A 21,639-nucleotide genomic window follows, 5' to 3' on the forward strand; every position below is an offset into this window, starting at 1 on the left:
TTTATCAGAATTATTTATTATATAAATTACTTAAAGTATAAATCATCGAAGCTAAGCTCGCATCTTTTATAACCATAGCTGCTCAGTAATTCGTAGATATCTTCGCGCTTATTTGTATAGTTGTGCTCTACAGATATCAATCGAACATTCCATTCACCAAATGAGAAGTTAGATAATATTTCATATTCACTTCCTTCTGTATCAATACTCAAATAATCAATATTTTTAGGCGCTTCATTCTTTAATAAAAAGTCATTTAGAGAAATTGTTTCTAATAAAACTTTTCCTTCTATGCATTCATAAGAAAGTCTCTTATCAGAATGGTTGTCTTCAAATGCATATTTAACCATCCCTCCAAACTCATCTGCAAAAACAAACTCAACTATCTCACCACTTTCACCCGATATACATGAATTAACAACTTTACAATTTCTATTTTCCTTTAACTTATCAAAAAATTTGGGATTAGGTTCAGCACAAATGCCTTTCCAACCAAACTCCTTTTCAAGCAAATATGTATTGCTTAATAATATTCCATCTGTAGCACCAAACTCGACAAAATAACCATTTCTTTTATAGTCACTTTTCGATAAAACCCATAAGTCTTGACCTAACTGAGATACTGATCTTTTTTTAAGGTTTTCAATAAAGCTATCAGACTCGCCCCACTCTTCATCTAACTCTTTTTTTCGATCAACAGGCCCGTAAAGCTGCATCCGTTGCTGTGCTAAGCTTAATTCATGTGATAACAATTCCAACTCTGTACTAAGTATTGATATTGTAGAGTTAATATCCTTTACCTTATTATTGTTATCATTTAACTCATTCAGTTTATTACTAACCATTTTTTTTGCTTGTGGGATTAACCCTAAACTCGCCATTTCACGCACAGCTCTTGAATGCGCTATCAATTCAGCGTCGTTAAGAAAACCTATATCAACCGATTTATGGAAATAAAATTCTGCTTTTTTGTCGTCAGTTTGTAACGCAGAAATCCTAGCTATAGCGTTGTAGGCATCGGCCATACATACTTTTGCAACATCTTGATTATTACAACCCCATCTCATCGCTAAGCGTATAAATTTTTTTGAATTAACATAATCATTTTTATGCTGATATGCACTGGAGACTAGCAAGATTAGCTTTGCTCTTTCTGGATCATTTTCTACATCTTCAAATGACACACTTGTTATTTTATCCCACTCACCAAATGCCCATAATTTTTTTATTCTTGGCAGAATAGTATTACAATCATCAGAATAAAAATCAGTATCTTTTATCTCATACTCAGTATCTAGACTACTCCCATTATCGTCTTTCATAGCTAAAACACCTTTTCCCGTAGTATTACATCTTTAATAAGATCCAACTGGGCCTCTAACTTTGTAATCTCCAGCTCTAGCATTCTATTTCTATAATTTTGTTCTTCTATTGTTCCGTCCTTTTTAGATAATTCAGCTAATTGCTTTTCATTTTTCTTTGAAAGCTCAAGTACTTTCCCGCCTACCACTTCTAGTTCTTTCAAATAGTTTTTATTTTTGTTCTCCAATCCTGAAACTTCAGCTTCTTTATCAGCTACTTTTCTTCCAAGAAATTCAGACTCAAGTCTTAAAGCCTCCAATACCTTTTTTTTCTCCTGCACTTCACATTTCAAAGAATTACATTCTTCTTTTAGATCTAAAATTTCTAAACTTTTTTTCTTCAAATCAACTATTTGTTCTGATATTACTCTTTCTTTTTCCTCTTTTTGATGAACAAGCTCTTCGTTGACCTTCAATATATTCTGATTTTCTTTTTCTACTAAAATATACTTTTCTGAAAAGTAGTTTTTCTTACAACTAATTATAGGTATATCAGGATCTTCTGAATTTATTTCAAAAACATCATATCCAATTTTAAAAAGATATTGATTTAACACCGTACTCTTAGCACTATTTTCATACAAAGTAACTTTTGGATTTAATATATGTATATCAGAAAAATATTTAGTTTTTTCACTCTCATACAAACAACATAAGAACGGATAGCATAGCCCAGGCAAATCAATGTAAATTTGATTATTACTTTCTAACTCTAAATTCAAACTATCAATATAAACACAAAGGTCAGAAGTTTTAATTTCAACCACTTTTTCTATTATAATCCCAGGAAATAATAGCGCCAAATCTTTGGGCCTTTCGAAACCGCTAAACTCAGGAACATTAAAAAAATAAAACTTCTTATTTAAAGACTTAACATCAAGCGCATTATGTGTGATTACAAATTGATTATTATCAAACTTTTTTTTCAGCTTTTTATATGATGAGTATCTAGCTTCGACTAACACAACCCTGCCATTAGGGTGTTGATCCAAAAACTGATCTAACAAAGTAGTATCTTTAGCTTCTCCAGCCCCTATCCATATAAAACAAGGTTCGTTGCTCATAAAACACCTATTTAGTATTTTTTATTTCTTTGGTATGCTGCGGCCTTCATTCTCACCAAACTTTATATAATGTAATAACGGGTTCATCCCGGAGCCTGCTACATCAGGGTATTTTTCAATGTAGCGGTCGCCATCAAATAATTGACTAGGTAATCTATGTTCAACAGCACCAAATCTCAGGTAATGTTCAGCAGGATTAATTTTTGAATCAGCAACGTCTGGATATTGAGCCAAATACCATTCACTATCAAACAAATCAGATAACAAAATAGCTTCTACACTTTCACTATCCCGAAATTTTGTTTTCTTACTAAATATAATTTTTCTCAATAATCGCAGAGGTTTAGTCACTTTCCAAATGTAAGATTTTTTAAGAGCTTGTACTTCTTCCTCCAATAATGATAATTTATATTCCTTTATTAAAAAACTTTTCTTAAAGTCTATCTTACTGTATTCATTACCCACCTTTTGGTGTACTGAGTTATTATTATCTTTATTAAAAAAGATAGCCTCTATTTCATTCTGAACATTTTGCAACTGCTTTATTAACAAAGAATTCTCTGACTCAACAGTTTTTAGTTTACTTAAAAGATCTATCCTTTCTCTCACCATCCCTTCTGATTTTTCTTTAAGACTATCATATAAATCTTTCAGCTTATCATTGTCTAGTAGCAGTTTTTTATACTTCCTATTTTCATCCCTAAGCATAAATATTCTTTCTTCTATACACTTATGTGACCGTACTATTTGTTTGGATATTAGACGATTTTCTTGTTCCATCCCTCTAATCAACCCTTTATTTTTTTCTAAAAAACGGATCAACTTTTCCACGTCTATTTTAATTCTACTTGATGCTTTAAACGGATAACTAACTGCTTGCATAAATCTATTAAAATTCTTAAATTCATCTGTTTGAAGCACAAACTGACAAGCGCATAAAAAATAGATATCGCGCTCCGAAACTTCTGATTCATGCTCATTTAAAACACTTATTCCAAAAGAATTTAATGAGTTTTTTAAGACTGGAATTTCACCCAAAGCCTGTTCTATATTATAAAGTTTAATTCGAGTACGATTCTTTTTTTGCAACAAGGTTAACTGGCATAAACTCCCCATCCATTCTTCAGAAGCATAAATTAGTTCTACACCATTTCTTATTTTCTCTGCGAGATAATATTCAGCCTGTTGATAGAACACAATTACCGTTTCTATATTTTCACTAGACAGAATTTCTTCAATAAATGACACTTGGCACACATCATTAAGCACATATGTCCCATTACCTTTCTCGCTTTCTATCTCTTCTGCAAGGCAAAATTCACCTTCGATACACTGTGTTAATACGGACCACCTTTCCGTCTCTGTTACATTTAACACAATATTCATTATAACGTTTCCTCATCAAAAGCTTTTTCTAAGCAAGCACGCCACCACGCATCACTCTTTAAATACCAATCTATAGTTTTAGCAATTCCAGATTCAAATGACTCTGCTGGGCGGTAATTAAGCTCTTGCGTTGTTTTTGAAGCATCAATTGCATAACGACGATCATGGCCTAGACGATCTTCTACATAAGTAATAAGCAGCTCAGCTTGCCCTTTTGCCGCATGCTTAGCCAGAGGGAACTTAGCTTGAACGTCTGGGTACTTAAGTGCCTCGTTCATTAGGTTACATACTAGTCGCACTATATCTATGTTATGCCATTCGTTATGCCCACCAATGTTATAACTTTCTCCTACTTTACCTTTGGCAAGAACTAGATCGATACCTCTGGCATGATCTTCGACATATAACCAGTCGCGCACTTGTTTACCGTCGCCATACACTGGTAAAGGTTTATCAAGTAAAATATTAGTTATGATTAATGGGATTAACTTTTCAGGGAAGTGATAGGGGCCATAGTTGTTCGAACAGTTAGACGTCGTTACTTGCAGCCCATAGGTATGGTGATAAGAGCGCACTAAATGGTCAGAGGCTGCTTTACTAGCTGCATAAGGGGAATTAGGTGCATAAGCTGTTTGTTCTGTAAATGCGGGATCGTTTGGTTCTAAGGTTCCATATACCTCATCGGTGGAAACATGGTGAAAACGATGCAACAACGGAGGCAGACCTTTACTGGATGGCTCATCTAACCATATCGCTTTGGCTGCTTTTAAAAGTGAATAGGTACCTAAAATATTTGTTTCAATAAACGCATCAGGGCCTGTTATAGAACGGTCCACATGTGATTCAGCAGCAAAATGTACAATGGTATTTATTTGGTGTTCTATTAACAGCGATCTAACTAACTCCTCATCGCAGATATTACCGTGAACAAAAGTAAAGCGCCCTGTGTCTTCTAGCCCCAGTAAGTTTTGCCTGTTACCCGCGTAAGTCAGTGCATCTAATACTACCACTTTATCGTTGGGGTGGTTATGCAACCAATAATGTACAAAATTAGCCCCAATGAAGCCTGCGCCTCCGGTCACTAGTAAACTTTTGTTCATTAGCATTCCTTTTTTTCTAATAAGAACGCTTGATGTTCAAGCATTTGAGTAAGTGCATCTCGCCAATGCAGCACATCAGGTTTAAATGTTTCGATTGCTCTACATTTGTTGAGTACTGAATAAGCAGGCCGCTTAGCGATCACAGGAAAATTGATAGCTTGCGTTGGCATAACTCGACAAGGCGATTGAATTAATTTTAAGCGACGGCCTTCATCATATATGGCTTTTGCAAAATCGTACCAAGATGCTACGCCTGCGTTACTCCAGTGAAACACTTGCCCTTTATTGAGATCACTCATAACAGCGGCTTTAAGCGATATATCAGCCAATGTTTTAGCCCATGTTGGTGTGCCAATTTGATCCTCTACTACAGAAAGTTCATCCTTCTCATTCATTAAACGGAGCATCGTTTTTACAAAATTATTCCCATAGACAGAATACACCCAGCCCGTTCTTATGACGATGTTGTTTGCACTTGCGGCTAACACAGAGTCCTCGCCTTCTGACTTTGACTGGCCGTAAACATTAATGGGGTTTTTATTATCATTAGCGCAGTACGGCACCGAAGCTTTTCCATCAAAAACATAATCGGTGCTGATATGAATTAGGCGAGCGCCAATACCTTGCGCTTGCTCTGCTAACACTAATGGGCCTTTAGCGTTCACTGCAAACGCTTTGCTTTTTTCATTCTCTGCAGTATCAACGGCCGTATAAGCGGCTGCGTTGATTATGCAATCAGGTTGGAGTGCTTCGAAGACTTGCTTAACTAATTGCGGATTCGATATGTCTAGTTCGCTTTTATTACATGTGTGCAAATCAACGAGTAGTGAATAAAGTTCAGATTGACACAGGCTCTGTATTTCTTGGCCTAATTGACCATTAGCTCCAGTTAGCAACACCCTAACGCGCTTATTATTTTTAATCATAATAAGGGGCCTGTGAAAAGCTGCATGCGTTGCTGTCTTTAGCCGATAAAATTGGAGCCGCTTTATCAACTATAGGCCAATTAATGTTTAGGGTTGGATCATTCCACTGCAATGAAACTTCGTACTCGGGAGAATAATAGTCTGTACATTTATAAACAAACTCTGCATGTTCTGACAAAACATAGAAACCATGAGCAAAGCCAGGTGGGACCCAAAGCATATTTTTATTTGAAGCTGATAATATGACGCCTATCCACTTTCCAAAGCTTGGCGATGATTTACGCAGGTCTACTGCAACATCAAACACTTCTCCAGAGATAACGCGTACTAACTTACCTTGCGGTTGGTGGGTCTGATAGTGTAACCCCCGCAGAATACCACGCGTTGAAGAAGAGTGATTGTCCTGTACAAAACTGTAGCCACCACATTTCTCCTTAAATAGCTCATCACGGAAAGTTTCCATAAAAAAGCCACGTTCATCACCAAACACTGTTGGTTTGATTAAAACAACATCAGGGATTGCTTGTGGTATAAAATCCATTAAAAAACCCGTTTTTTATCATCTAATAATTTGTTCAAGTATTGCCCATAACCACTTTTTTGTAGCGGCTTAGCTATTGCTAATAATTGCTCCGCATTGATGTAGCCTTTTCGATAGGCTATCTCTTCTGGACAGCATACTTTTAAACCTTGGCGTTTTTCTAATGTTTGTACAAATTGAGACGCGGCAAGTAAGTTATCGTGAGTTCCGGTATCAAGCCATGCAAAACCACGCCCCATCAACGCCATATTCAGCTGATTTTGTTCTAAGTAAAGGCTATTTAAATCCGTGATTTCTAGCTCTCCACGGTGAGAGGGTTTAATAGTAGCTGCCATGTCACATGCGTTTTCATCGTAAAAATACAGCCCTGTAACAGCGTAATTTGATTTAGGGTGCTCGGGCTTTTCTTCTAAGCTTATTACTTCGCCTTTATCGTTAAATTCGGCAACGCCATATGCAGTCGGGTTATCCACGTGGTAGCCAAAAATCGTGGCTCCGCTTTGCCTTTCATTTGCATCAATCAGTAAATGATTAAAATCATGGCCATAAAATATGTTATCGCCAAGAACCAAAGCCGATGGGGAATTATCTACAAATGACTTACCAATAATGAACGCTTGCGCCAACCCATCTGGCGACGGTTGTACCTCGTAGCTCAGATTAATGCCCCATTGCGAGCCATCGCCTAGTAATCGGTAAAAAGCTTGCTGATCTTCAGGCGTGGTAATAATTAGAATATCCCGAATCCCCGTTAGCATAAGCGTAGATAAGGGATAATAAATCATGGGCTTATCATAGATAGGCATTAACTGCTTACTAACGCCAAGGGTTAGTGGGTGCAAACGAGTTCCTGAACCACCCGCTAAAATTATGCCTTTACGTGATTTAGTCATTTTCCACCCACTATTAGTCTTTGTGTTCTCTTATCACGGTATCTAACAATTGAATGATCATCGTGATTAAAGCCGCCATCAATATAAAAGACAAAATATTATGAAAGCGGCGCGGTTCAACTGAAAATTCAGGCATAGTCGGCGCTTGGAGAACCGACACTTGTTTGAGCTTGCGCACCGCTTCTACACGAGTATTTTCTAAAGCAGCGAGTGCATTCGAATATAAATCCAAAGCAAATTTAGCCTGCAACTCTAGTGTTTCGTACTCCGCTGATATTTTATTAAGCTTATTCCCCTTGTTCGCAGCCATGCGGCCTCGCTCTTGGGTAATTTGTGCCTCTAACGCTTTAATCTCATTAGAGAGTTTCAAAACGTCGGGCGATCTTGCACTTTGAAAGTTAAGCAAGACACTTTTCTCAATTTGCTTACCTGAAAGCTGCGCTTCTAATTCGGCCACTACCGCTGATATGCTCTCAACGGTAGACGTTGGCGAAATCAACCCTTGTTCATTTTGGTAGGCTAAAAGTGCATCTCTTGCCGTGGCTAAGCGCCCCGCTAAGCTGTCAACTTGTGTTTCAATAAATTTCACCTGCTCTTCAGCTAACCGTTGCCCCATCCGGTTCATGTGCGCTTCACCTTCACGCAATAAGGCCTTTGCTATTTTTTGCGCCATATCCGGGGTAAAAGCGTGAACTTTTATACGAAGGATTTGCGCATAATCATCCATAATGACTTCAATTCTTGATTGATAATATTCATGAAAGTCTTCTAGCAAAGCATCGTTAGGCAGGCGAGATATCAGATCTATGTTGCTACTGCTGTAATGCCCTCTTAGATCTAACTGGCTATCTAACAGCTGCATCATGTCTACTGACAGTAGATAATCTTTAAGTAGTAACAAGTCCTTAGAGCTGTTCCCACCCGTTAACAAACTACTAAAGTTAAGCGCCACCGGCGTAATTTCAGGGCTTTCTAATACAACGTTAGTTTCTGAAATATAACGATCTGTAGCAAAAAACGCCCAATAACACGATACAACAACGACTATTACCGTATAAACAAACCAGTACGGGTAGCGTTTAAACCACACTTTCATTACGCAATATCCTTTCGATAAGCCAATAACGCTTCATTAATATCATCAAACCAAATTGCCTGCCCATCACGTAGCCAAATACCCGCTTGGCAGAGATCTTTTAATATTCCCTCAGAGTGAGAAACCATGATCAGGCTGGCTTTACCTACTTTATCTTTAAATGCTTTCTTAGCCTTTTCTTTAAACACAGCATCACCGACTGCGGTTGCCTCATCAGACAAATACACATCAAAATCAAAGGCGAGGGATAACCCAAATGCCAATCTTGATCGCATACCGCTTGAGTATGTTTTAACTGGCTGGTCAAAAGCTTTGCCTATTTGAGCAAACTCTTGAACAAAGTCTAAAATAGCTGCTGTTTTTGAATCGTCTCCATGAATTCTCGCTACAAACGTGCAGTTTTGCCGTCCGGTCATTGTGCCCTGAAAGCCACCAGCCAAACCAATTGGCCAAGAAACACGACAATTTCGCGTAAGCTCCCCTTTATCTGGTGTATCCATTCCACCAATCAACCGTAAAAGGGTCGATTTTCCAGCGCCGTTTGAGCCTACTAACCCAACACTAACGCCAGTCGGAATTTTAAAATTTAAGTCTTTAAGCACCCAATCTTTAGAGGTGTGATGGCGGTACCTTTTATAAAGGCCTTTAGCTTCAATCATGCCGCTTTAATCCTGAATTCAAATCGCAGATGCATGGCCAAACCTAATGCTATTTGTATTAGCGCCCACCACATCACATATTGCACCGAGATACCATTAACAGGACGATAGCCTTCAAAGAAGCTTGATCTCATCAGTTCAACTAGATGCAATACTGGATTAAACAAGAGCAGTTCTTGCATATAATGCGGTAAAAAGTTTAGAGGAAACATCACACCGGAAAGGATATAAAGCGGGAAGCTAATGATGCGGACTATGATGCCTGTTTCTAGCACTAGCGCATTAGCAGCAGAGAAGAATAAGCCAGCCCCCAGCCCTAATGACCAAGCCAGCAGCCAAAACAGAATCACAAAAAAAGGGTCAGCAGGTAAACAACTTATACCGACTAGCTCTAAGCCCATAATCAGCAAGATGAATACAAAGGTTTTCAGTATACCTTCAACCACACTTCTCATGAGAACAGTATCAACAGGCTTTACTTGTCGATACGAAAATAGCCCCTTATTAGCTTCTACCGCGCCGATGGACCTCATCATCCCTTCTCTGAATACAAAGAAAGTCATCATTCCTACGACAAGCCAAGGTACATAATCTGCACCAGCAACTAAATTAAGTTTACCAATGACTTCACGAATACCTACAAACATGATCACTTGAGCGATTGGCTCAGCGATCATCCAAAACCATGAAAAACGCTCGGCCATTGTTCGCTGGAGCGCTTCACGTATGAACAAGGCCTTCCAAACGCTAAACGTCACTTGGAGTGACGTTCTCGGCGTATGCTCAAAAACACTCATCTTACAAATCCAGCGCTACTTTTGTGGCTATGGCTAATTGATAAACAATTTGTGTGAGGCTGGTTGCTAGCTGTAGGTTTTTAGTAGGTACATGCGGCAATACTAATATCTCATCACCCGGCTGTAGGCGCGCATCGCTTGCTTTTAATACTTCTCCATTGAGGCGCACTACTAGGATATTCTCATCATCCGCGTGTTGCGTAAAACCACCCGAGCGCTCTACGTAATCGTTTACGTTGTCGCCTGGTGTATAGACAACCGCTTGTGGTATGAGTACTTCACCACTCACTAACAAGGAATCTGTGGCTTCGGGGATAGTGATGATGTCTCCGTCTTGCAGGCGAATGTCAGCTATCTTGCCGTTGTTGGCAACCACCATGCGGCCAGTAGGCTCAGCTTTTGAGGCTTTCTCGATAAACTGGCTGATAAGTTCGGCTTCTTTTACACGAATTTCGGCTTCTTCAGGAGTAGAAGACGAAGCACCTAGGTAGGTGGTTTCTAAGCGGCGCAAGCTTTCCATCAATGATTGGCGCTGACGCTCAGCTACACTTTCGCGGCGTATTGAGATGCTGCGCGTTTCTGTGAGGTGTTGCGGCACACTAATGTTATCCAGCAGGCTGGTGAGTGTGGCATCGTTAGGAATCGCATAACGTGAAGGGCCATAGTAGCTACCTTCAACTTGTACCACGATGGTGTCTTCACGGCGGTCCGCGCTAAATAAGACTTCGTCACCGTCATTTAACTGGGCTGTTTTAAATTCATTTAGCGTGTAGTACTTAGAAAATAAGCCTTCACCACGGATACCACGTACTAGGACATGCGTAATACCCGGTTTGGTGGGTGCATAACGCAATAGGTGGCCGCCATCAGTTTCCGAAAGGTTTAGCTCGTATAAATAGTCACGCTCTACCTCACCGCTGACTAATACAGCGGATTGGCGCTGATCAACAACAACGGTGTCGCCATCACGAAATTGTACACGCGGCATAACACCATTTTTTAAGAAGCTATAGAGATCAACCGTTGCGATAGTTTTACCGTTTCGCAATACACGCACTTGTCTAAAGCTACCTAATTGATCATCAATACCGCCTGCTTGATCTAAAAAGTAGAGCACCGAATCATTTGGCGTACCAGCGTAACGGCCTGGGTTTTCGACTTGGCCTGTCACGAATACGGCAACCGGTTGAGTGCCTTGCAAGTTGGTGTACACATTCACGTTTTCAGGGTACACGGTTAATACCGCTGCTTTTACACGGCTGTTGAGAGCTTGCAACGATGTGCCTTGTACAGAAACAGGGCCAACGGTAGGGATAAAAATATAACCCTTAGCATCTACAGGTAATGCTCGTTCAATTTCTACGGCGCCCCATAAACGAAGCGTGATTAAATCACCCGGGGCTACTTTATAATCCGGATTAAAGCCATCCGAACGGGTGCCTCTAAAGCCCCCAGTAAAGAGCTGAGTACCATAAGGCAGTACCGTTGTATCAAAGCCTTGTGGCATTGTATTGTGTTGTGGCCCGTAAGTGCCTGTACGCCAATTGGTATTTGGCACGTCATTTACGGGTTCATCAATAGACTGTGCTTGCTGGGAAGCATCCAATCCGCCAGTGCCTGTATTAATCGTTAAAGCGTTTGCCGATGCCGAGATGAGAGATAAAAAACCAGCTAAAACGAGTGTTGTTCTGTTTAACATCTAGATAACCTGTACAGCCTAACCCGCGTGTGTTGATTAGGCTTATCGATTTAAAGTGTTGAACCCGCCACTAGCGAGCGAGCCGAATACCATTGAGTTCCATTATGCGTGCAGGCCAACTTAACGCTGCTTGCTTGATTGCTCACAACTAACTGGCGACACGTAGCGCCGCTAGCGGCAAAATAAGGTGATTGAAACTCGATAGTGACCTGATCCCCGTATGGGCTGGCCGCAAAGAACTGGCTAGAACCGCTAAGTGCAGTCGAAAGCGTTTGGGAGAATTCTGCCGGTAGATACTGTATCGGCTGAGAGAGAGATGCAGCTGTGTAGCCACTGTTAGCTTGCTGCGACGCGCAGCCAACTGTTAATAAACCTGTCATTGCAATGCCAACGAACTGTGCACTGCGCTTAACTATTAATCGCACAACGCGACTCCCTTTAATATCCTAATTAGCGCCTGTATCTTATTACATTGGGTATAATAGCGACAGACCCTATCTTGCTTTACTTTCAATGTATTATTGAATCGTAGAGTAAGTCATCATTTTACCTAAGTTTCGGAACCGACCACCCATGCAACCGCGTAACGCCCAGTTAATTTGGCCCAATGGTAAGCCCCGCTCAGAAACCTTTGATGACATCTATTTTAACGAGCATGATAACACGGCAGAAACCGAACACGTGTTTATCAAAGGCAACAACCTGCCAGTACGGCTTGATACAGGTCTATTCAAGCACCACTTTTTATCGGTTGGCGAAACAGGCTTTGGCACGGGTACTAATCTATTTTGCTTATTGGCATTGATTGATCGCTGCCACAAGCAAGCCACGCAGCGGCTTTACTTTTTGTCTACCGAGCTGTTTCCTCTAACGCATGCTGATCTAGAGCACGCATTAACGAGTTTTCCGGCGTTTGCCGCCTACACACAGCAATTACTTGACCAATACCCACCAGCGATTAAAGGCATGCACCGTTTTATTTTAAATAACGGCCGCTGCTACCTGACTCTGTGTTTAGGTGATGCCACCCAAAGCTTTGAGCAGCTCAGCCCACAGCACAACCGAGTAGATGCGTGGTTCTTAGATGGGTTTGCCCCCGCTAAAAATCCAGCGATGTGGAGCCCTGATTTGTTCGCGGCTATCAGCCGATTGAGCCACACTAACGAAGAGCTAGCACTAGCCACTCATTTCTCGACGTTTACCATCGCCGGTACGGTTAGGCGAGGCCTCCAACAAGAAGGCTTTTTAGTAGAACGGGCCACAGGGCATGGCACCAAACGTGATATGCAAAAAGGCTACTTTGTAGGGCATTCAACGCTGCCTTTTAATACCGAACACCCGTGGGTTAACGATGTTCCGCAACCCACACCAAAACCGCCACGTTTGCCAACCCCTTGGTTTACATTACCCAGCCCTGCTAAAGCCCCCGAGCACGTCGTGATTATTGGCGCTGGGTTAGCAGGCTGCACAACAGCCGAAGCCCTCGCCCGCCGCGGGGTACGTGTCACCTTATTAGAACAAGGTGATGAGATTTGCCAACAAGCGTCCGGAAACCGACAAGGAGCCTTGTACGCCAAGCTGCCTGTTGACCCTACACTCAGCGGCGAACTGCACCTAACGGGCTTAGAGTACACACTAAGGCTGCTAAAGATTCATCGTTTACTGGATGGTAAGCGAGCAGACCAGTGCGGGTTACTGCAATTAGCAACCTCAGAAAAAGAAGCCCAACGTCAACAACAGCTGTTAGCTAACAATGCGTTGAGCCAAGCGGTTGTAAAGGCGGTGACAGCCGAAGAAGCATCGCGCATCGCCAACACAGCTATCCCACATTCAGGGCTGTTTTTTCCTCGCGCTGGCTGGGTTTACCCCAAAGCCTTGTGTGAAGCGCTCATTGATCACCCATTAATTACCTTAACCACCCATGCTAAGGTGACAGAGCTCAATTTACGGCCTTGCCCAACAGGTGCAACAACAGACGCTCATCGCTGGCAAATCATCAGCCATCAGGGTGAGTTAACAGCAGATGCCGTTGTGGTTGCCAATGCGCATGATGCCAAAACCTTAACGCTGCTAAGCCAATTGCCCCTCAAACCTATTCGCGGTCAGGTCTCTTCTGCACCCGTCGCTCCGCAGGCCTCAGACAATGATCATGAGACAACGAATGATACTAAACACTCGCTAAACACAATTATATGTGGCGACGGGTACTGCTGCCCTGCTGTCGAAAATAATCTTTATTTTGGTGCAACCTTTGACCTACACAAGGTTACCGATGAAGTGCGCCCAGAAGATCACGATTACAACCTCAATACACTGGGCAAAATGGCACCTAAGCTAGCCGACAGCTTACCGCCGACAAATCAGTGGCACGCTAAAGTCGGGTTTCGTTGTGCAACACCGGACTATATGCCTATTGCAGGGCCTGCACCTGATTTTGATGCCTATGTAAGACGTTACAACAAGTTACGCAATGATCGGAAATGGCCCTTTGAGGAATCACCCGCCCCCTTACAACCTAATCTTTACCTTTCTATGGGGCATGGATCAAAAGGATTAATTACCGCACCCTTGTGTGCCGAATACCTGGCTTGTTTGATAACAGGCGAACCATTACCCATACACAAACCCATGTCTGATGCGCTGCATCCAGCTCGATTCATTATTAAAGACTTGATACGGAACAAGATTGGCCGATAACGACTCTATATAGGTAGATTGAATAAAGCACTCCCCGTAAAACAGAACAGGAGTCACCATGTCGTTAATTATTATTGATGCTGGCTACCGGATACAAACGCCGGTGGAGTCTCAATTCCCGGCGCAAGGTATTGATGGGTTAACCCAAGCGAAAGCAGCACACGATGCTGCTGGCCGAGAACGCCGAGTTGATGCTGACGGCGAAAACTTCACTCACCTTTTAGAAGCCGAAAATCATGCACGCTCTCGCCCACCACCAAAGGATATCGTGTATGAAAAACCCGCCGGTATTCAAGAACGGCCACGCGGCATTACTGCCGAGCAAATAATGTCTCAACCCGTCCACACCATCCCAAGAGAAACCACCTTCCAAGCAACCTGGGACAGAATGGAGGTTTTGGGAGTGGGCCATTTAATCACAGTCGATGCCGATGATAAGCCCGTTGGCATTATCTCACGTAGCGATGTACGTGAGCACGGGAAAAACTCACCCGTTAGTATTGCAAATTTTTACAGCCAGCAAATGATCGCCGCTTCACCCGATACAGAAGCCAGCTTAATTGCCCATGCATTGGTTGAGCACCACATCAATGCGGTGCCTATTTTTAATAACGATGAGCAATTAGTAGGGATAGTGACACGCAGTGACTTACTCCGGCTGATTATTACCGGAGCACACTTAGAACGCTGGGCTTAAAGCTGGTTAATTTGATCTTTATGAACAATACCCGCTTGCTCAGTCGCTTCGTTAAAAATAATCACAACCTCTTTACGCGCCAGCAAGGCCTTAACTTGCGACACTTTGGTGGCCAAGTCAGTTTCATGATCACCATAGTCGGTGCCATCGCGCGTGACAAACTCTTCGATTAACGCATTCAGCGTATCAGGTGATAGCGCTTCTGCCGGAATAATCACAAGGTTACCCCATGCTCGGCTAGTAAATCGACTAAGCCTTGCTCATCTAAGACAGGAATCGATAGCGATTCTGCTTTGGCTAATTTACTGCCAGCACCTGGGCCTGCTACTACGCAATCCGTCTTTTTAGAGACAGAGCCCGACACTTTAGCGCCTAGTGCTTGAAGCGCCTCTTTGGCTTGGTCACGCGTTAGTTGCTCTAATGTTCCGGTTAGCACGTAGGTTTTACCATTCAGCGGTAGTGACTCCTCACTTACGGGCGCCTCTTCGGGCCAGTGAACACCAGCATCACGCAGTGCTTGAATAACTTCGCGGTTATGAGGCTGCTGGAAAAACGTTTCAATGTGATGCGCAACGATTTCCCCTACATCCGGGACAGCAATAAGCTGCTCTTGGCTGGCGTTCATGACCTCATCAAGCAAACCGAATGCTTTTGCCAGATTACGCGCGGTAGCTTCACCCACTTCCCGAATACCTAATGCGTAAATAAAGCGTGCTAATGTGGTGGCTTTACTTTGCTCGATGGCGGCTAACACATTAGTAGCCGACTTATCGCCCATGCGGTCTTGCGTGGCTATTTCGTTATGGGTAAGGCGATAAATATCCGCAATCGAGTTCAGCAGCTTTTTATCAACCAGAACATCAATCAACTTTTCACCAAAGCCTTCGATATCTAATGCTTTACGCGAGGCATAATGGCGTAATGCTTCTTTGCGCTGTGCCGAACAACTAACTCCGCCACTGCACCGTGATACGGCTTCGCCTTCAACACGCTCAACATCCGCGCCACACACTGGGCAATGCGCAGGAATCACAATAGGCTGCGCATCCGCTGGGCGCTTTTCGGTCACTACACTGACGATCTGTGGAATCACATCTCCGGCGCGACGAATAATAACCCAATCTTTAACTTGCACACCCAAGCGTTCAATTTCATCCATGTTATGCAGAGTCGCGTTACTCACCGTAACCCCACCAACAAACACAGGCGTTAAACGCGCCACGGGAGTAACGGCCCCCGTGCGACCCACTTGGAACTCTATATTTTCTATTTGGGTTATTTCTTCTTGCGCTGGGAATTTATGGGCAATCGCCCAACGCGGGAAGCGCGAAACAAACCCGAGCTTTTGCTGCAGCCCATAGTTATTCACTTTAAAAACCAAGCCATCAATTTCGTAAGGCAGCGAGTTGCGCAACTCAGCCATACGTTGGTAGTAATCATGGCAACCAACGGCCCCTTCCGCTTTCTCCAAGTGCTTGTTGATTTTAAACCCCCACGCTTGTAACTGATGCATCACGTCATAGTGATTATCTGGCATAAGCACAGCGTGGTTGTCCTCATCATCTGGCGTGTTTTCAACAACACCAATGCCATAACAACACATTTCTAGTGGTCGGGTTGCTGTGATACGCGCATCCAATTGGCGCAAACTGCCTGCTGCCGCATTACGCGGGTTAACAAATAGCTTTTCACCTTTGGCTTTTGCTCGTTCATTAATGGTCGCAAAGCCGGCTTTGGGTAAGTAGATTTCGCCACGCACTTCTAACCGATCGGGAACCTTCCCCATCAGTTTAAGAGGTATAGATTGTACGGTGCGAACATTGTGGGTGATATCTTCTCCGGTTGCGCCATCGCCCCGCGTCAAACCGCGAACTAACACGCCTTTTTCGTACATCAAACTGATAGCAATACCATCTAACTTTGGCTCACAGGCATAGGTGACTAAAGCGGTATCACCCAGGCGATCACGCACACGACGGTCAAATTCACTTAAGTCTTCTTCAGAAAACGCATTATCCAGCGAGAGCATAGGGATTTCATGCCGCACTGATTCAAAACCAGCAACGGGAGCACTCCCCACACGCTGTGTAGGAGAATCACTAGTGATCAACTCGGGATGATCAGCCTCGATTGCTTTCAAACGATTAAACAGGCGGTCATATTCCGCATCAGGAATACTTGGCTCATCCAACACATAATATTTATAGCTGTGCTGTTCAAGCGTTTCGCGTAATTGGTGAAGCTCGTTAAGTAAAGCGGTATCGACTGGTGTTTCGGTAGGCATGGGCTTAGGCATTTCAGTTATTCAAAGACAGCATAAACTATCGTAAAACGGACAAATAAGGCAGAGAAAGACGCAATAAAAAAGGGCTTACGCCCTTATTTATCGACCGCGACGGATGCGCTTATGCATTTCATGCTCGCGTATACGTTCTCGGTAATGCATTTTGGTTTGAGAACCCATCACTGAGTGGTTCTCATCCAACAGGTCGCCATCTAAGTGGGCGGCCACCGTTTCGGCTGTCGCCAGCATACATTCAAAGGCATTCTTCGGGTCTTCGGGTTCGCTCATGGACATAAAAAAGCTCACGCCACGCGTTTCCATATCCGCCATAGTTTCGAGCTGGAAGGTACCCGGATTAACCGCATTAGCCATACTGAACTGCACAGCCCCTTTATCGATGCCATCTTCAAAGCGATGGAATAAGTCCATATCTCCATGACGCATTTCACAAGCTAGGACCAATTTAAGCAGCTGCTTGCCGTTAAGCGGTTGTTCTTTGCCTACGACGGTAATCACCAGCACCTCATCCGGCTCCGGTGGATGCTCGCGCGCTTTACGGTCAACATGCGCCCCTTCTATGAGCGGATCATCAAACAGCGAGTCTTGCTCTGGTACTTCGGCTGGCAGGGCTGGCTCTTGCGCAACCGCCTTTTTAGGCTCTGGCTGAGGTGTGAGCGGTGCTGTTTCAACAGGTTCCTCTTGCTCCCACTCTGGCTCTAACTGTGCTTGAGGCTTTGGTTGAAGCTGTTGTTCTGGCGCTGCTTGCTTACGCTTGGCCGAACTCAGCGCCGACGCAACCGCTTGCGCTTTTGCGGCCAATTGGCTCACGGCACTTTCTTTTGCATTGCCTTGCCCACTATCTTTTACACTGGTGTGTGCAGGCTCTGGCTCTGGCATATCAAACATTTCTTGTTGGATACGCGCCTCTTCACGCTCAGCGGTAAACTGACGCATAAGCACAGTGACGGGCTGTTCTAGATCAATATCCGCTTCGCTCTTCTCATCGCTGCGCTCGTTAGCTACTTCTGCGTCTGATGTTGGATAGTCGTCCGACGCTTCAGCTTCAGCGTGCATTTGTTCAGGCGTGTGAACCTTATAAGAGCCATAAGCATTGGCATCATGCTGTTCCAAGGTTAACGGATCAATATCTGTCGTTTCTTCAGCGTTTATCGCCGCCGCAACCACTGGATCTTTCAAGTCTTGATGAATGATGTCTGATGTCGGTACTTGATGCGGTTCACTCACGTCGTCTATCGCGGTAAATTCTGGCTCAACATCCGGCGCAGAGCTAGCCGCAGGACGCGGTCGCGAGACAATCTCAGGAATATCATCAAACAGTGGGTCTAGTTCATGAATGTCTTCATCATTATCTGATGCGATATCTGAATAATCGTCCGATGAGCTAGTCACCGCTTCGATGGACTCTTGCGCATTATCAGCTAGGCCAGCTGGCTCAACGGCTGGCTGATGGTCCACTGCCGCTTGTTGGCTTTTTGCTGACGCATTGGATGCGACTAACGGCTCTGGTTTAGGCTCTTTAACTGGCTCAGGTTCTGATGCGGGCACGTCATAAGCTTCAGCAACGTAGGGGTCATCTGCCGGTTGTGAAAAGTCAGGAGCTGAAAGCGGCGAATCTTGATGCGCACTAATCCCAAGATCCAGGGCATGCGAATCAACATTGTCCGACGCACTAGTCTTGTTATACGCCGTTGGGTTATCAGCCACCTTGGCGTGTTGTGCCGGCCGAGCCGACGCAGGTGCGTAATCTTGGCGGCTGTTAAAAGCAGGCTGCTCAGAAGACGGTGGCGAATGCTCATGAGGTTTAAGACGTGCACCACCGTTAGGTAGCTCAGGATTATGATGCCCGTCTTCACCAAAGTCAGCACCTTCGGTGAATTTACCGTCTATATCGATCTTCAAGGTGTCGCGCTGACCGCGTACGCGACGCCAACCATCAAAGATAATCAGTCCGATCACCAACACCCCGCCGATGATAAGCCATTCTCTTAAGCCGATATCCATGATGTAAAAACAATCCCCAGCAATGTTAAGCGTTTATTATCGTTACTATAAACCGATCCTTCTCACTGAACAACGTGATCAATAAGTAAGTTAAGCGGTTCTTCCTGTTCCGCTACGGTAACGGTTAGTAAGGGTGACGCTAAATCGCCGGGTGAAGCCTGTGGTTGGCCGCTCATCGAGATACGGGCTCCCACTTCAACTTCACTCTGAGATGACAATCGCATTTGCGGTGTCATGGCCATAGAATCATCTAAGCTAATCGTTATTGGTAAATCTTTGACTGTAAAACGCGCAGCAGCAACAGGTATTTTACCACCGACTGCCCGTGCAAAAATAAAGACCGGCTGATCTGGCGATAACTGTGCTAACAACTCAGACGAGATTGATACCGTTAGCGGTAGTGCGACATCGACCAATTCTGGAACATCTGGCAAGGGTTCTCCGGCCTCTTCCAAACTGGTTAATGCACTACGTATTCCGTTTTTGATTGATTCTGCCGCTTCTGGTTCCGCAAATTCTAATGCTTTTCTCCAAACACTGATGGCTTGGTTAAAATTACCTTGGGAGTACTGGTCAATTCCACTCAAGCCCAACGCAGTTACTTCATTTGGCTCGCGCTCTAATGTGAGTTCAATTTGCTGACGAACTTCATCCGTTACATCGCCATTCACAAAGTACAATGCTTGTGCATACTGTCCCATAACTAACGGATACTGCGGCGATTCGCTTGGCAGTATCAACAATACTTTTTGGAAGGCCTCAGTCGCCTTAGTGAACTCACCCATATTCATATAGGTGGTCGCCAGCACGTACCAGCCCTCTGCATTGTCGGGCTTTTTAGCCAGTTCAGCTTCTAACAGACCAACAACCTCTTCCACTGTTGGTTGACGACCTTCTTTAGCAAACGGCTGATCTTGACGATTCAGCGTTAGCTCCACTAAATCAGCATTGCCGTATTGATGATACAAACCTAAACCCATGACTGGGATTAAGGTGGCAATCAGCATCACCGCCATTAACTGCGGTTTACCAACAACCGTGGTGGATTCGGCATTGACTGAACTAGGTTGGCCTTCAGCGTCTTCTAGTAAGTTTTTTTCGAGTTCTAACTTTAATTCATCGAATGCTGCTGGCTGAAGCGTGCCGGCATCACGCTCAGCTTCTAATTCAGCCAAGCGCTCTTTGAAAATGTGAATATTTTCTTCTGTACGATCAATGGCCGCTTCATGCTGTTTTCGTGTTTTTGCAAACGGAAGAAAAATAAAAGCCAAAGCTAACAATGTCAGTAACGCTATACCAGCCCATAGCTGAATCATGGTGTTTCCTTATTAACTGGCTGATCAGATTGTTTGCCAGCGTGATCGCTGTTATCAGTACTTTTAAGTAACGCGCCTAACCGCGCATTGTGGTCAGTGGTGGCTGCCGTTGTGTTTGGCGCTGAATTATCTGCATCGAACGCTTGAGCGCCCGCCTTGCTTAGCTTTTTACGGCGACCCAAGATGAGTACCACAATGACACCGAGGCCCAACAATACAAAGGGGCCATACCATAAAATCCAGGTATAGCCTGTAAGGCGCGGTCGATACAAAACAAATTCGCCATAACGAGCAACCATAAAATCGACAATGGTTTGGTCGCTATCGCCAGCTTCGACCATACGATAAACCTCTCGGCGTAAGTCTTGCGCTATTGGCGAGTTTGAATCAGCTAAATTTTGGTTTTGACACTTTGGGCAACGCAGCTCAGCCGTTAACTCTTGAAAGCGCTCACGCGCGGCATCATCGGTAAATTCATAGGTATCAATGGCGGCAAATGCAGGTAAAGCAAAAGCACTTAACAGGATAAGTATTAAAGCACGCATTAGCCTGCGCCCTCCTGCTGAGACGGCTCGCTAACCTGTTTCATAATGCTACGTAGCTGCTCCCATACCGCCTGATCTACCGCACCCACATGCCGATAACGAATAATGCCATCCGCATCCAGCACATATGTTTCTGGGGCGCCATACACACCTAAATCAAGCCCTAGGCTACCTGCCTCATCATAGATATTGAGCACATACGGATTTGAGTAACGAGCTAACCAGTCATTCGCGGCAGCTCTTTCGTCTTTGTAGTTAATCCCATAAATAGTGACGCCCTCTTCACGTGCTATTTTGTTCAGCTGGGCATGCTCTTCTTTACAGGTTGGGCACCATGTCGCCCACACGTTAAGCAGTGCCGGCTTCCCTTTGAGGCTCTCTTGGGTGAGTAAGCCATCTTCAGCGGCAAGCGCCGGTAGTGAAAAGGCGGGGACCGGTTTATTCAGCAAAGCCGTTGGTAGCTCAGTGGGGTCTAACGTGAGGCCTTTCCAGAACAGAGCACCGAGTGCGATAAAAACAACCAAAGGAATAAATAAAAATAAACGTTTCATAAGAG

At 43.9% G+C, this 21,639-nt stretch carries 20 protein-coding genes; 2 read left to right on the forward strand and 18 right to left on the reverse strand.

Annotated features, from left to right (window positions below; translation table 11 throughout):
- Nucleotides 1-26: 26 nt before the first annotated feature.
- Genes OW491_RS15710 through OW491_RS15765 form a run of 12 tightly spaced genes read right to left on the reverse strand, consistent with a single transcriptional unit; the run spans nt 27 to nt 11,947 of the window.
- On the reverse strand, nt 27-1,322 hold the full coding sequence (locus OW491_RS15710; protein ID WP_290036838.1) for an FkbM family methyltransferase: 1,296 nt from the start codon (nt 1,320-1,322) through the stop codon (nt 27-29).
- Between the two features lie 2 nt (nt 1,323-1,324).
- Nucleotides 1,325-2,425 carry a hypothetical protein gene (locus OW491_RS15715; RefSeq protein ID WP_290036839.1) on the reverse strand — a complete coding sequence of 367 codons (1,101 nt, stop codon included), beginning with the start codon at nt 2,423-2,425 and terminating at the stop codon, nt 1,325-1,327.
- 21 nt (nt 2,426-2,446) lie between these two features.
- On the reverse strand, nt 2,447-3,811 hold the full coding sequence (locus OW491_RS15720) for a hypothetical protein (RefSeq protein ID WP_290036840.1): 1,365 nt from the start codon (nt 3,809-3,811) through the stop codon (nt 2,447-2,449).
- Nucleotides 3,811-4,911 (reverse strand): dTDP-glucose 4,6-dehydratase, encoded by a 1,101-nt coding sequence (gene rfbB, locus OW491_RS15725; RefSeq protein ID WP_290036843.1) that lies wholly within the window; start codon nt 4,909-4,911, stop codon nt 3,811-3,813. Before rfbB ends, OW491_RS15720 begins: the two co-directional genes overlap by 1 nt.
- A complete protein-coding gene (gene rfbD / locus OW491_RS15730; protein ID WP_290036844.1) occupies nt 4,911-5,837 on the reverse strand; it encodes a dTDP-4-dehydrorhamnose reductase in 927 nt (308 codons plus the stop codon). The genes rfbB and rfbD overlap by 1 nt, the downstream gene beginning before the upstream one ends.
- Nucleotides 5,830-6,378, reverse strand: a complete 549-nt coding sequence (gene rfbC, locus OW491_RS15735; protein WP_290036845.1) for a dTDP-4-dehydrorhamnose 3,5-epimerase — start codon at nt 6,376-6,378, stop codon at nt 5,830-5,832. Before rfbC ends, rfbD begins: the two co-directional genes overlap by 8 nt.
- Nucleotides 6,378-7,271, reverse strand: a complete 894-nt coding sequence (rfbA, locus tag OW491_RS15740; RefSeq protein WP_178968018.1) for a glucose-1-phosphate thymidylyltransferase RfbA — start codon at nt 7,269-7,271, stop codon at nt 6,378-6,380. The genes rfbC and rfbA overlap by 1 nt, the downstream gene beginning before the upstream one ends.
- Nucleotides 7,272-7,284: 13 nt before the next feature.
- Complete coding sequence (locus tag OW491_RS15745) at nt 7,285-8,367, reverse strand: chain-length determining protein (protein WP_290036847.1); 1,083 nt, start codon at nt 8,365-8,367, stop codon at nt 7,285-7,287.
- Nucleotides 8,367-9,026, reverse strand: coding sequence for an ABC transporter ATP-binding protein (locus tag OW491_RS15750; RefSeq protein WP_290036849.1), 660 nt, complete (start codon nt 9,024-9,026; stop codon nt 8,367-8,369). The genes OW491_RS15745 and OW491_RS15750 overlap by 1 nt, the downstream gene beginning before the upstream one ends.
- Nucleotides 9,023-9,823, reverse strand: coding sequence for an ABC transporter permease (locus OW491_RS15755; RefSeq protein WP_178968014.1), 801 nt, complete (start codon nt 9,821-9,823; stop codon nt 9,023-9,025). The genes OW491_RS15750 and OW491_RS15755 overlap by 4 nt, the downstream gene beginning before the upstream one ends.
- A gap of 1 nt (nt 9,824) precedes the next feature.
- Nucleotides 9,825-11,522 (reverse strand): polysaccharide biosynthesis/export family protein, encoded by a 1,698-nt coding sequence (locus tag OW491_RS15760; RefSeq protein ID WP_290036852.1) that lies wholly within the window; start codon nt 11,520-11,522, stop codon nt 9,825-9,827.
- A 50-nt stretch (nt 11,523-11,572) separates the two neighbouring features.
- On the reverse strand, nt 11,573-11,947 hold the full coding sequence (locus OW491_RS15765) for a DVU3141 family protein (RefSeq protein WP_290036854.1): 375 nt from the start codon (nt 11,945-11,947) through the stop codon (nt 11,573-11,575).
- A gap of 148 nt (nt 11,948-12,095) precedes the next feature.
- Here OW491_RS15765 and mnmC point away from each other — a divergent pair, with 148 nt between their 5' ends.
- Both mnmC and OW491_RS15775 read left to right on the forward strand, forming a co-directional pair.
- Complete coding sequence (gene mnmC, locus OW491_RS15770; protein ID WP_290036855.1) at nt 12,096-14,219, forward strand: bifunctional tRNA (5-methylaminomethyl-2-thiouridine)(34)-methyltransferase MnmD/FAD-dependent 5-carboxymethylaminomethyl-2-thiouridine(34) oxidoreductase MnmC; 2,124 nt, start codon at nt 12,096-12,098, stop codon at nt 14,217-14,219.
- A 58-nt stretch (nt 14,220-14,277) separates the two neighbouring features.
- Complete coding sequence (locus tag OW491_RS15775) at nt 14,278-14,916, forward strand: CBS domain-containing protein (protein WP_215150403.1); 639 nt, start codon at nt 14,278-14,280, stop codon at nt 14,914-14,916.
- On the opposite strand, the gene OW491_RS15780 is transcribed toward OW491_RS15775, so the two are convergent.
- The 6 genes from OW491_RS15780 to OW491_RS15805 form a co-directional block, all read right to left on the reverse strand.
- On the reverse strand, nt 14,913-15,134 hold the full coding sequence (locus tag OW491_RS15780) for a YheU family protein (protein WP_075171303.1): 222 nt from the start codon (nt 15,132-15,134) through the stop codon (nt 14,913-14,915). The genes OW491_RS15775 and OW491_RS15780 overlap by 4 nt on opposite strands.
- Nucleotides 15,131-17,200, reverse strand: a complete 2,070-nt coding sequence (gene ligA, locus OW491_RS15785; RefSeq protein WP_290036857.1) for an NAD-dependent DNA ligase LigA — start codon at nt 17,198-17,200, stop codon at nt 15,131-15,133. The genes OW491_RS15780 and ligA overlap by 4 nt, the downstream gene beginning before the upstream one ends.
- A 99-nt stretch (nt 17,201-17,299) precedes the next feature.
- The gene (gene zipA / locus OW491_RS15790) at nt 17,300-19,222 is read right to left on the reverse strand and encodes a cell division protein ZipA (protein ID WP_290036858.1); all 1,923 of its coding nucleotides are present in this window, start codon (nt 19,220-19,222) and stop codon (nt 17,300-17,302) included.
- Between the two features lie 62 nt (nt 19,223-19,284).
- Nucleotides 19,285-20,538, reverse strand: a complete 1,254-nt coding sequence (gene ccmI / locus OW491_RS15795) for a c-type cytochrome biogenesis protein CcmI (protein WP_290036860.1) — start codon at nt 20,536-20,538, stop codon at nt 19,285-19,287.
- Nucleotides 20,535-21,083 carry a cytochrome c-type biogenesis protein gene (locus OW491_RS15800; RefSeq protein ID WP_290036862.1) on the reverse strand — a complete coding sequence of 183 codons (549 nt, stop codon included), beginning with the start codon at nt 21,081-21,083 and terminating at the stop codon, nt 20,535-20,537. The genes ccmI and OW491_RS15800 overlap by 4 nt, the downstream gene beginning before the upstream one ends.
- Nucleotides 21,083-21,634 (reverse strand): DsbE family thiol:disulfide interchange protein, encoded by a 552-nt coding sequence (locus OW491_RS15805; RefSeq protein WP_075178648.1) that lies wholly within the window; start codon nt 21,632-21,634, stop codon nt 21,083-21,085. The genes OW491_RS15800 and OW491_RS15805 overlap by 1 nt, the downstream gene beginning before the upstream one ends.
- Nucleotides 21,635-21,639 lie beyond the last annotated feature (5 nt).

This window comes from Neptunomonas sp. CHC150 (assembly GCF_030397555.1).
GTDB classification, from domain to species: Bacteria; Pseudomonadota; Gammaproteobacteria; order Pseudomonadales; family Balneatricaceae; genus Neptunomonas; species Neptunomonas phycophila.

Bases quoted from the DNA above. Each gene is read 5' to 3' on its own strand.
- OW491_RS15710 (WP_290036838.1), bottom strand. From the start codon at position 1,322: ATGAAAGACGATAATGGGAGTAGTCTAGATACTGAGTATGAGATAAAA.
- OW491_RS15715 (WP_290036839.1), bottom strand. From the start codon at position 2,425: ATGAGCAACGAACCTTGTTTTATATGGATAGGGGCTGGAGAAGCTAAA.
- OW491_RS15720 (WP_290036840.1), bottom strand. From the start codon at position 3,811: ATGAATATTGTGTTAAATGTAACAGAGACGGAAAGGTGGTCCGTATTA.
- rfbB (WP_290036843.1), bottom strand. From the start codon at position 4,911: ATGAACAAAAGTTTACTAGTGACCGGAGGCGCAGGCTTCATTGGGGCT.
- rfbD (WP_290036844.1), bottom strand. From the start codon at position 5,837: ATGATTAAAAATAATAAGCGCGTTAGGGTGTTGCTAACTGGAGCTAAT.
- rfbC (WP_290036845.1), bottom strand. From the start codon at position 6,378: ATGGATTTTATACCACAAGCAATCCCTGATGTTGTTTTAATCAAACCA.
- rfbA (WP_178968018.1), bottom strand. From the start codon at position 7,271: ATGACTAAATCACGTAAAGGCATAATTTTAGCGGGTGGTTCAGGAACT.
- OW491_RS15745 (WP_290036847.1), bottom strand. From the start codon at position 8,367: ATGAAAGTGTGGTTTAAACGCTACCCGTACTGGTTTGTTTATACGGTA.
- OW491_RS15750 (WP_290036849.1), bottom strand. From the start codon at position 9,026: ATGATTGAAGCTAAAGGCCTTTATAAAAGGTACCGCCATCACACCTCT.
- OW491_RS15755 (WP_178968014.1), bottom strand. From the start codon at position 9,823: ATGAGTGTTTTTGAGCATACGCCGAGAACGTCACTCCAAGTGACGTTT.
- OW491_RS15760 (WP_290036852.1), bottom strand. From the start codon at position 11,522: ATGTTAAACAGAACAACACTCGTTTTAGCTGGTTTTTTATCTCTCATC.
- mnmC (WP_290036855.1), top strand. From the start codon at position 12,096: ATGCAACCGCGTAACGCCCAGTTAATTTGGCCCAATGGTAAGCCCCGC.
- OW491_RS15775 (WP_215150403.1), top strand. From the start codon at position 14,278: ATGTCGTTAATTATTATTGATGCTGGCTACCGGATACAAACGCCGGTG.
- ligA (WP_290036857.1), bottom strand. From the start codon at position 17,200: ATGCCTACCGAAACACCAGTCGATACCGCTTTACTTAACGAGCTTCAC.
- zipA (WP_290036858.1), bottom strand. From the start codon at position 19,222: ATGGATATCGGCTTAAGAGAATGGCTTATCATCGGCGGGGTGTTGGTG.
- ccmI (WP_290036860.1), bottom strand. From the start codon at position 20,538: ATGATTCAGCTATGGGCTGGTATAGCGTTACTGACATTGTTAGCTTTG.
- OW491_RS15800 (WP_290036862.1), bottom strand. From the start codon at position 21,083: ATGCGTGCTTTAATACTTATCCTGTTAAGTGCTTTTGCTTTACCTGCA.
- OW491_RS15805 (WP_075178648.1), bottom strand. From the start codon at position 21,634: ATGAAACGTTTATTTTTATTTATTCCTTTGGTTGTTTTTATCGCACTC.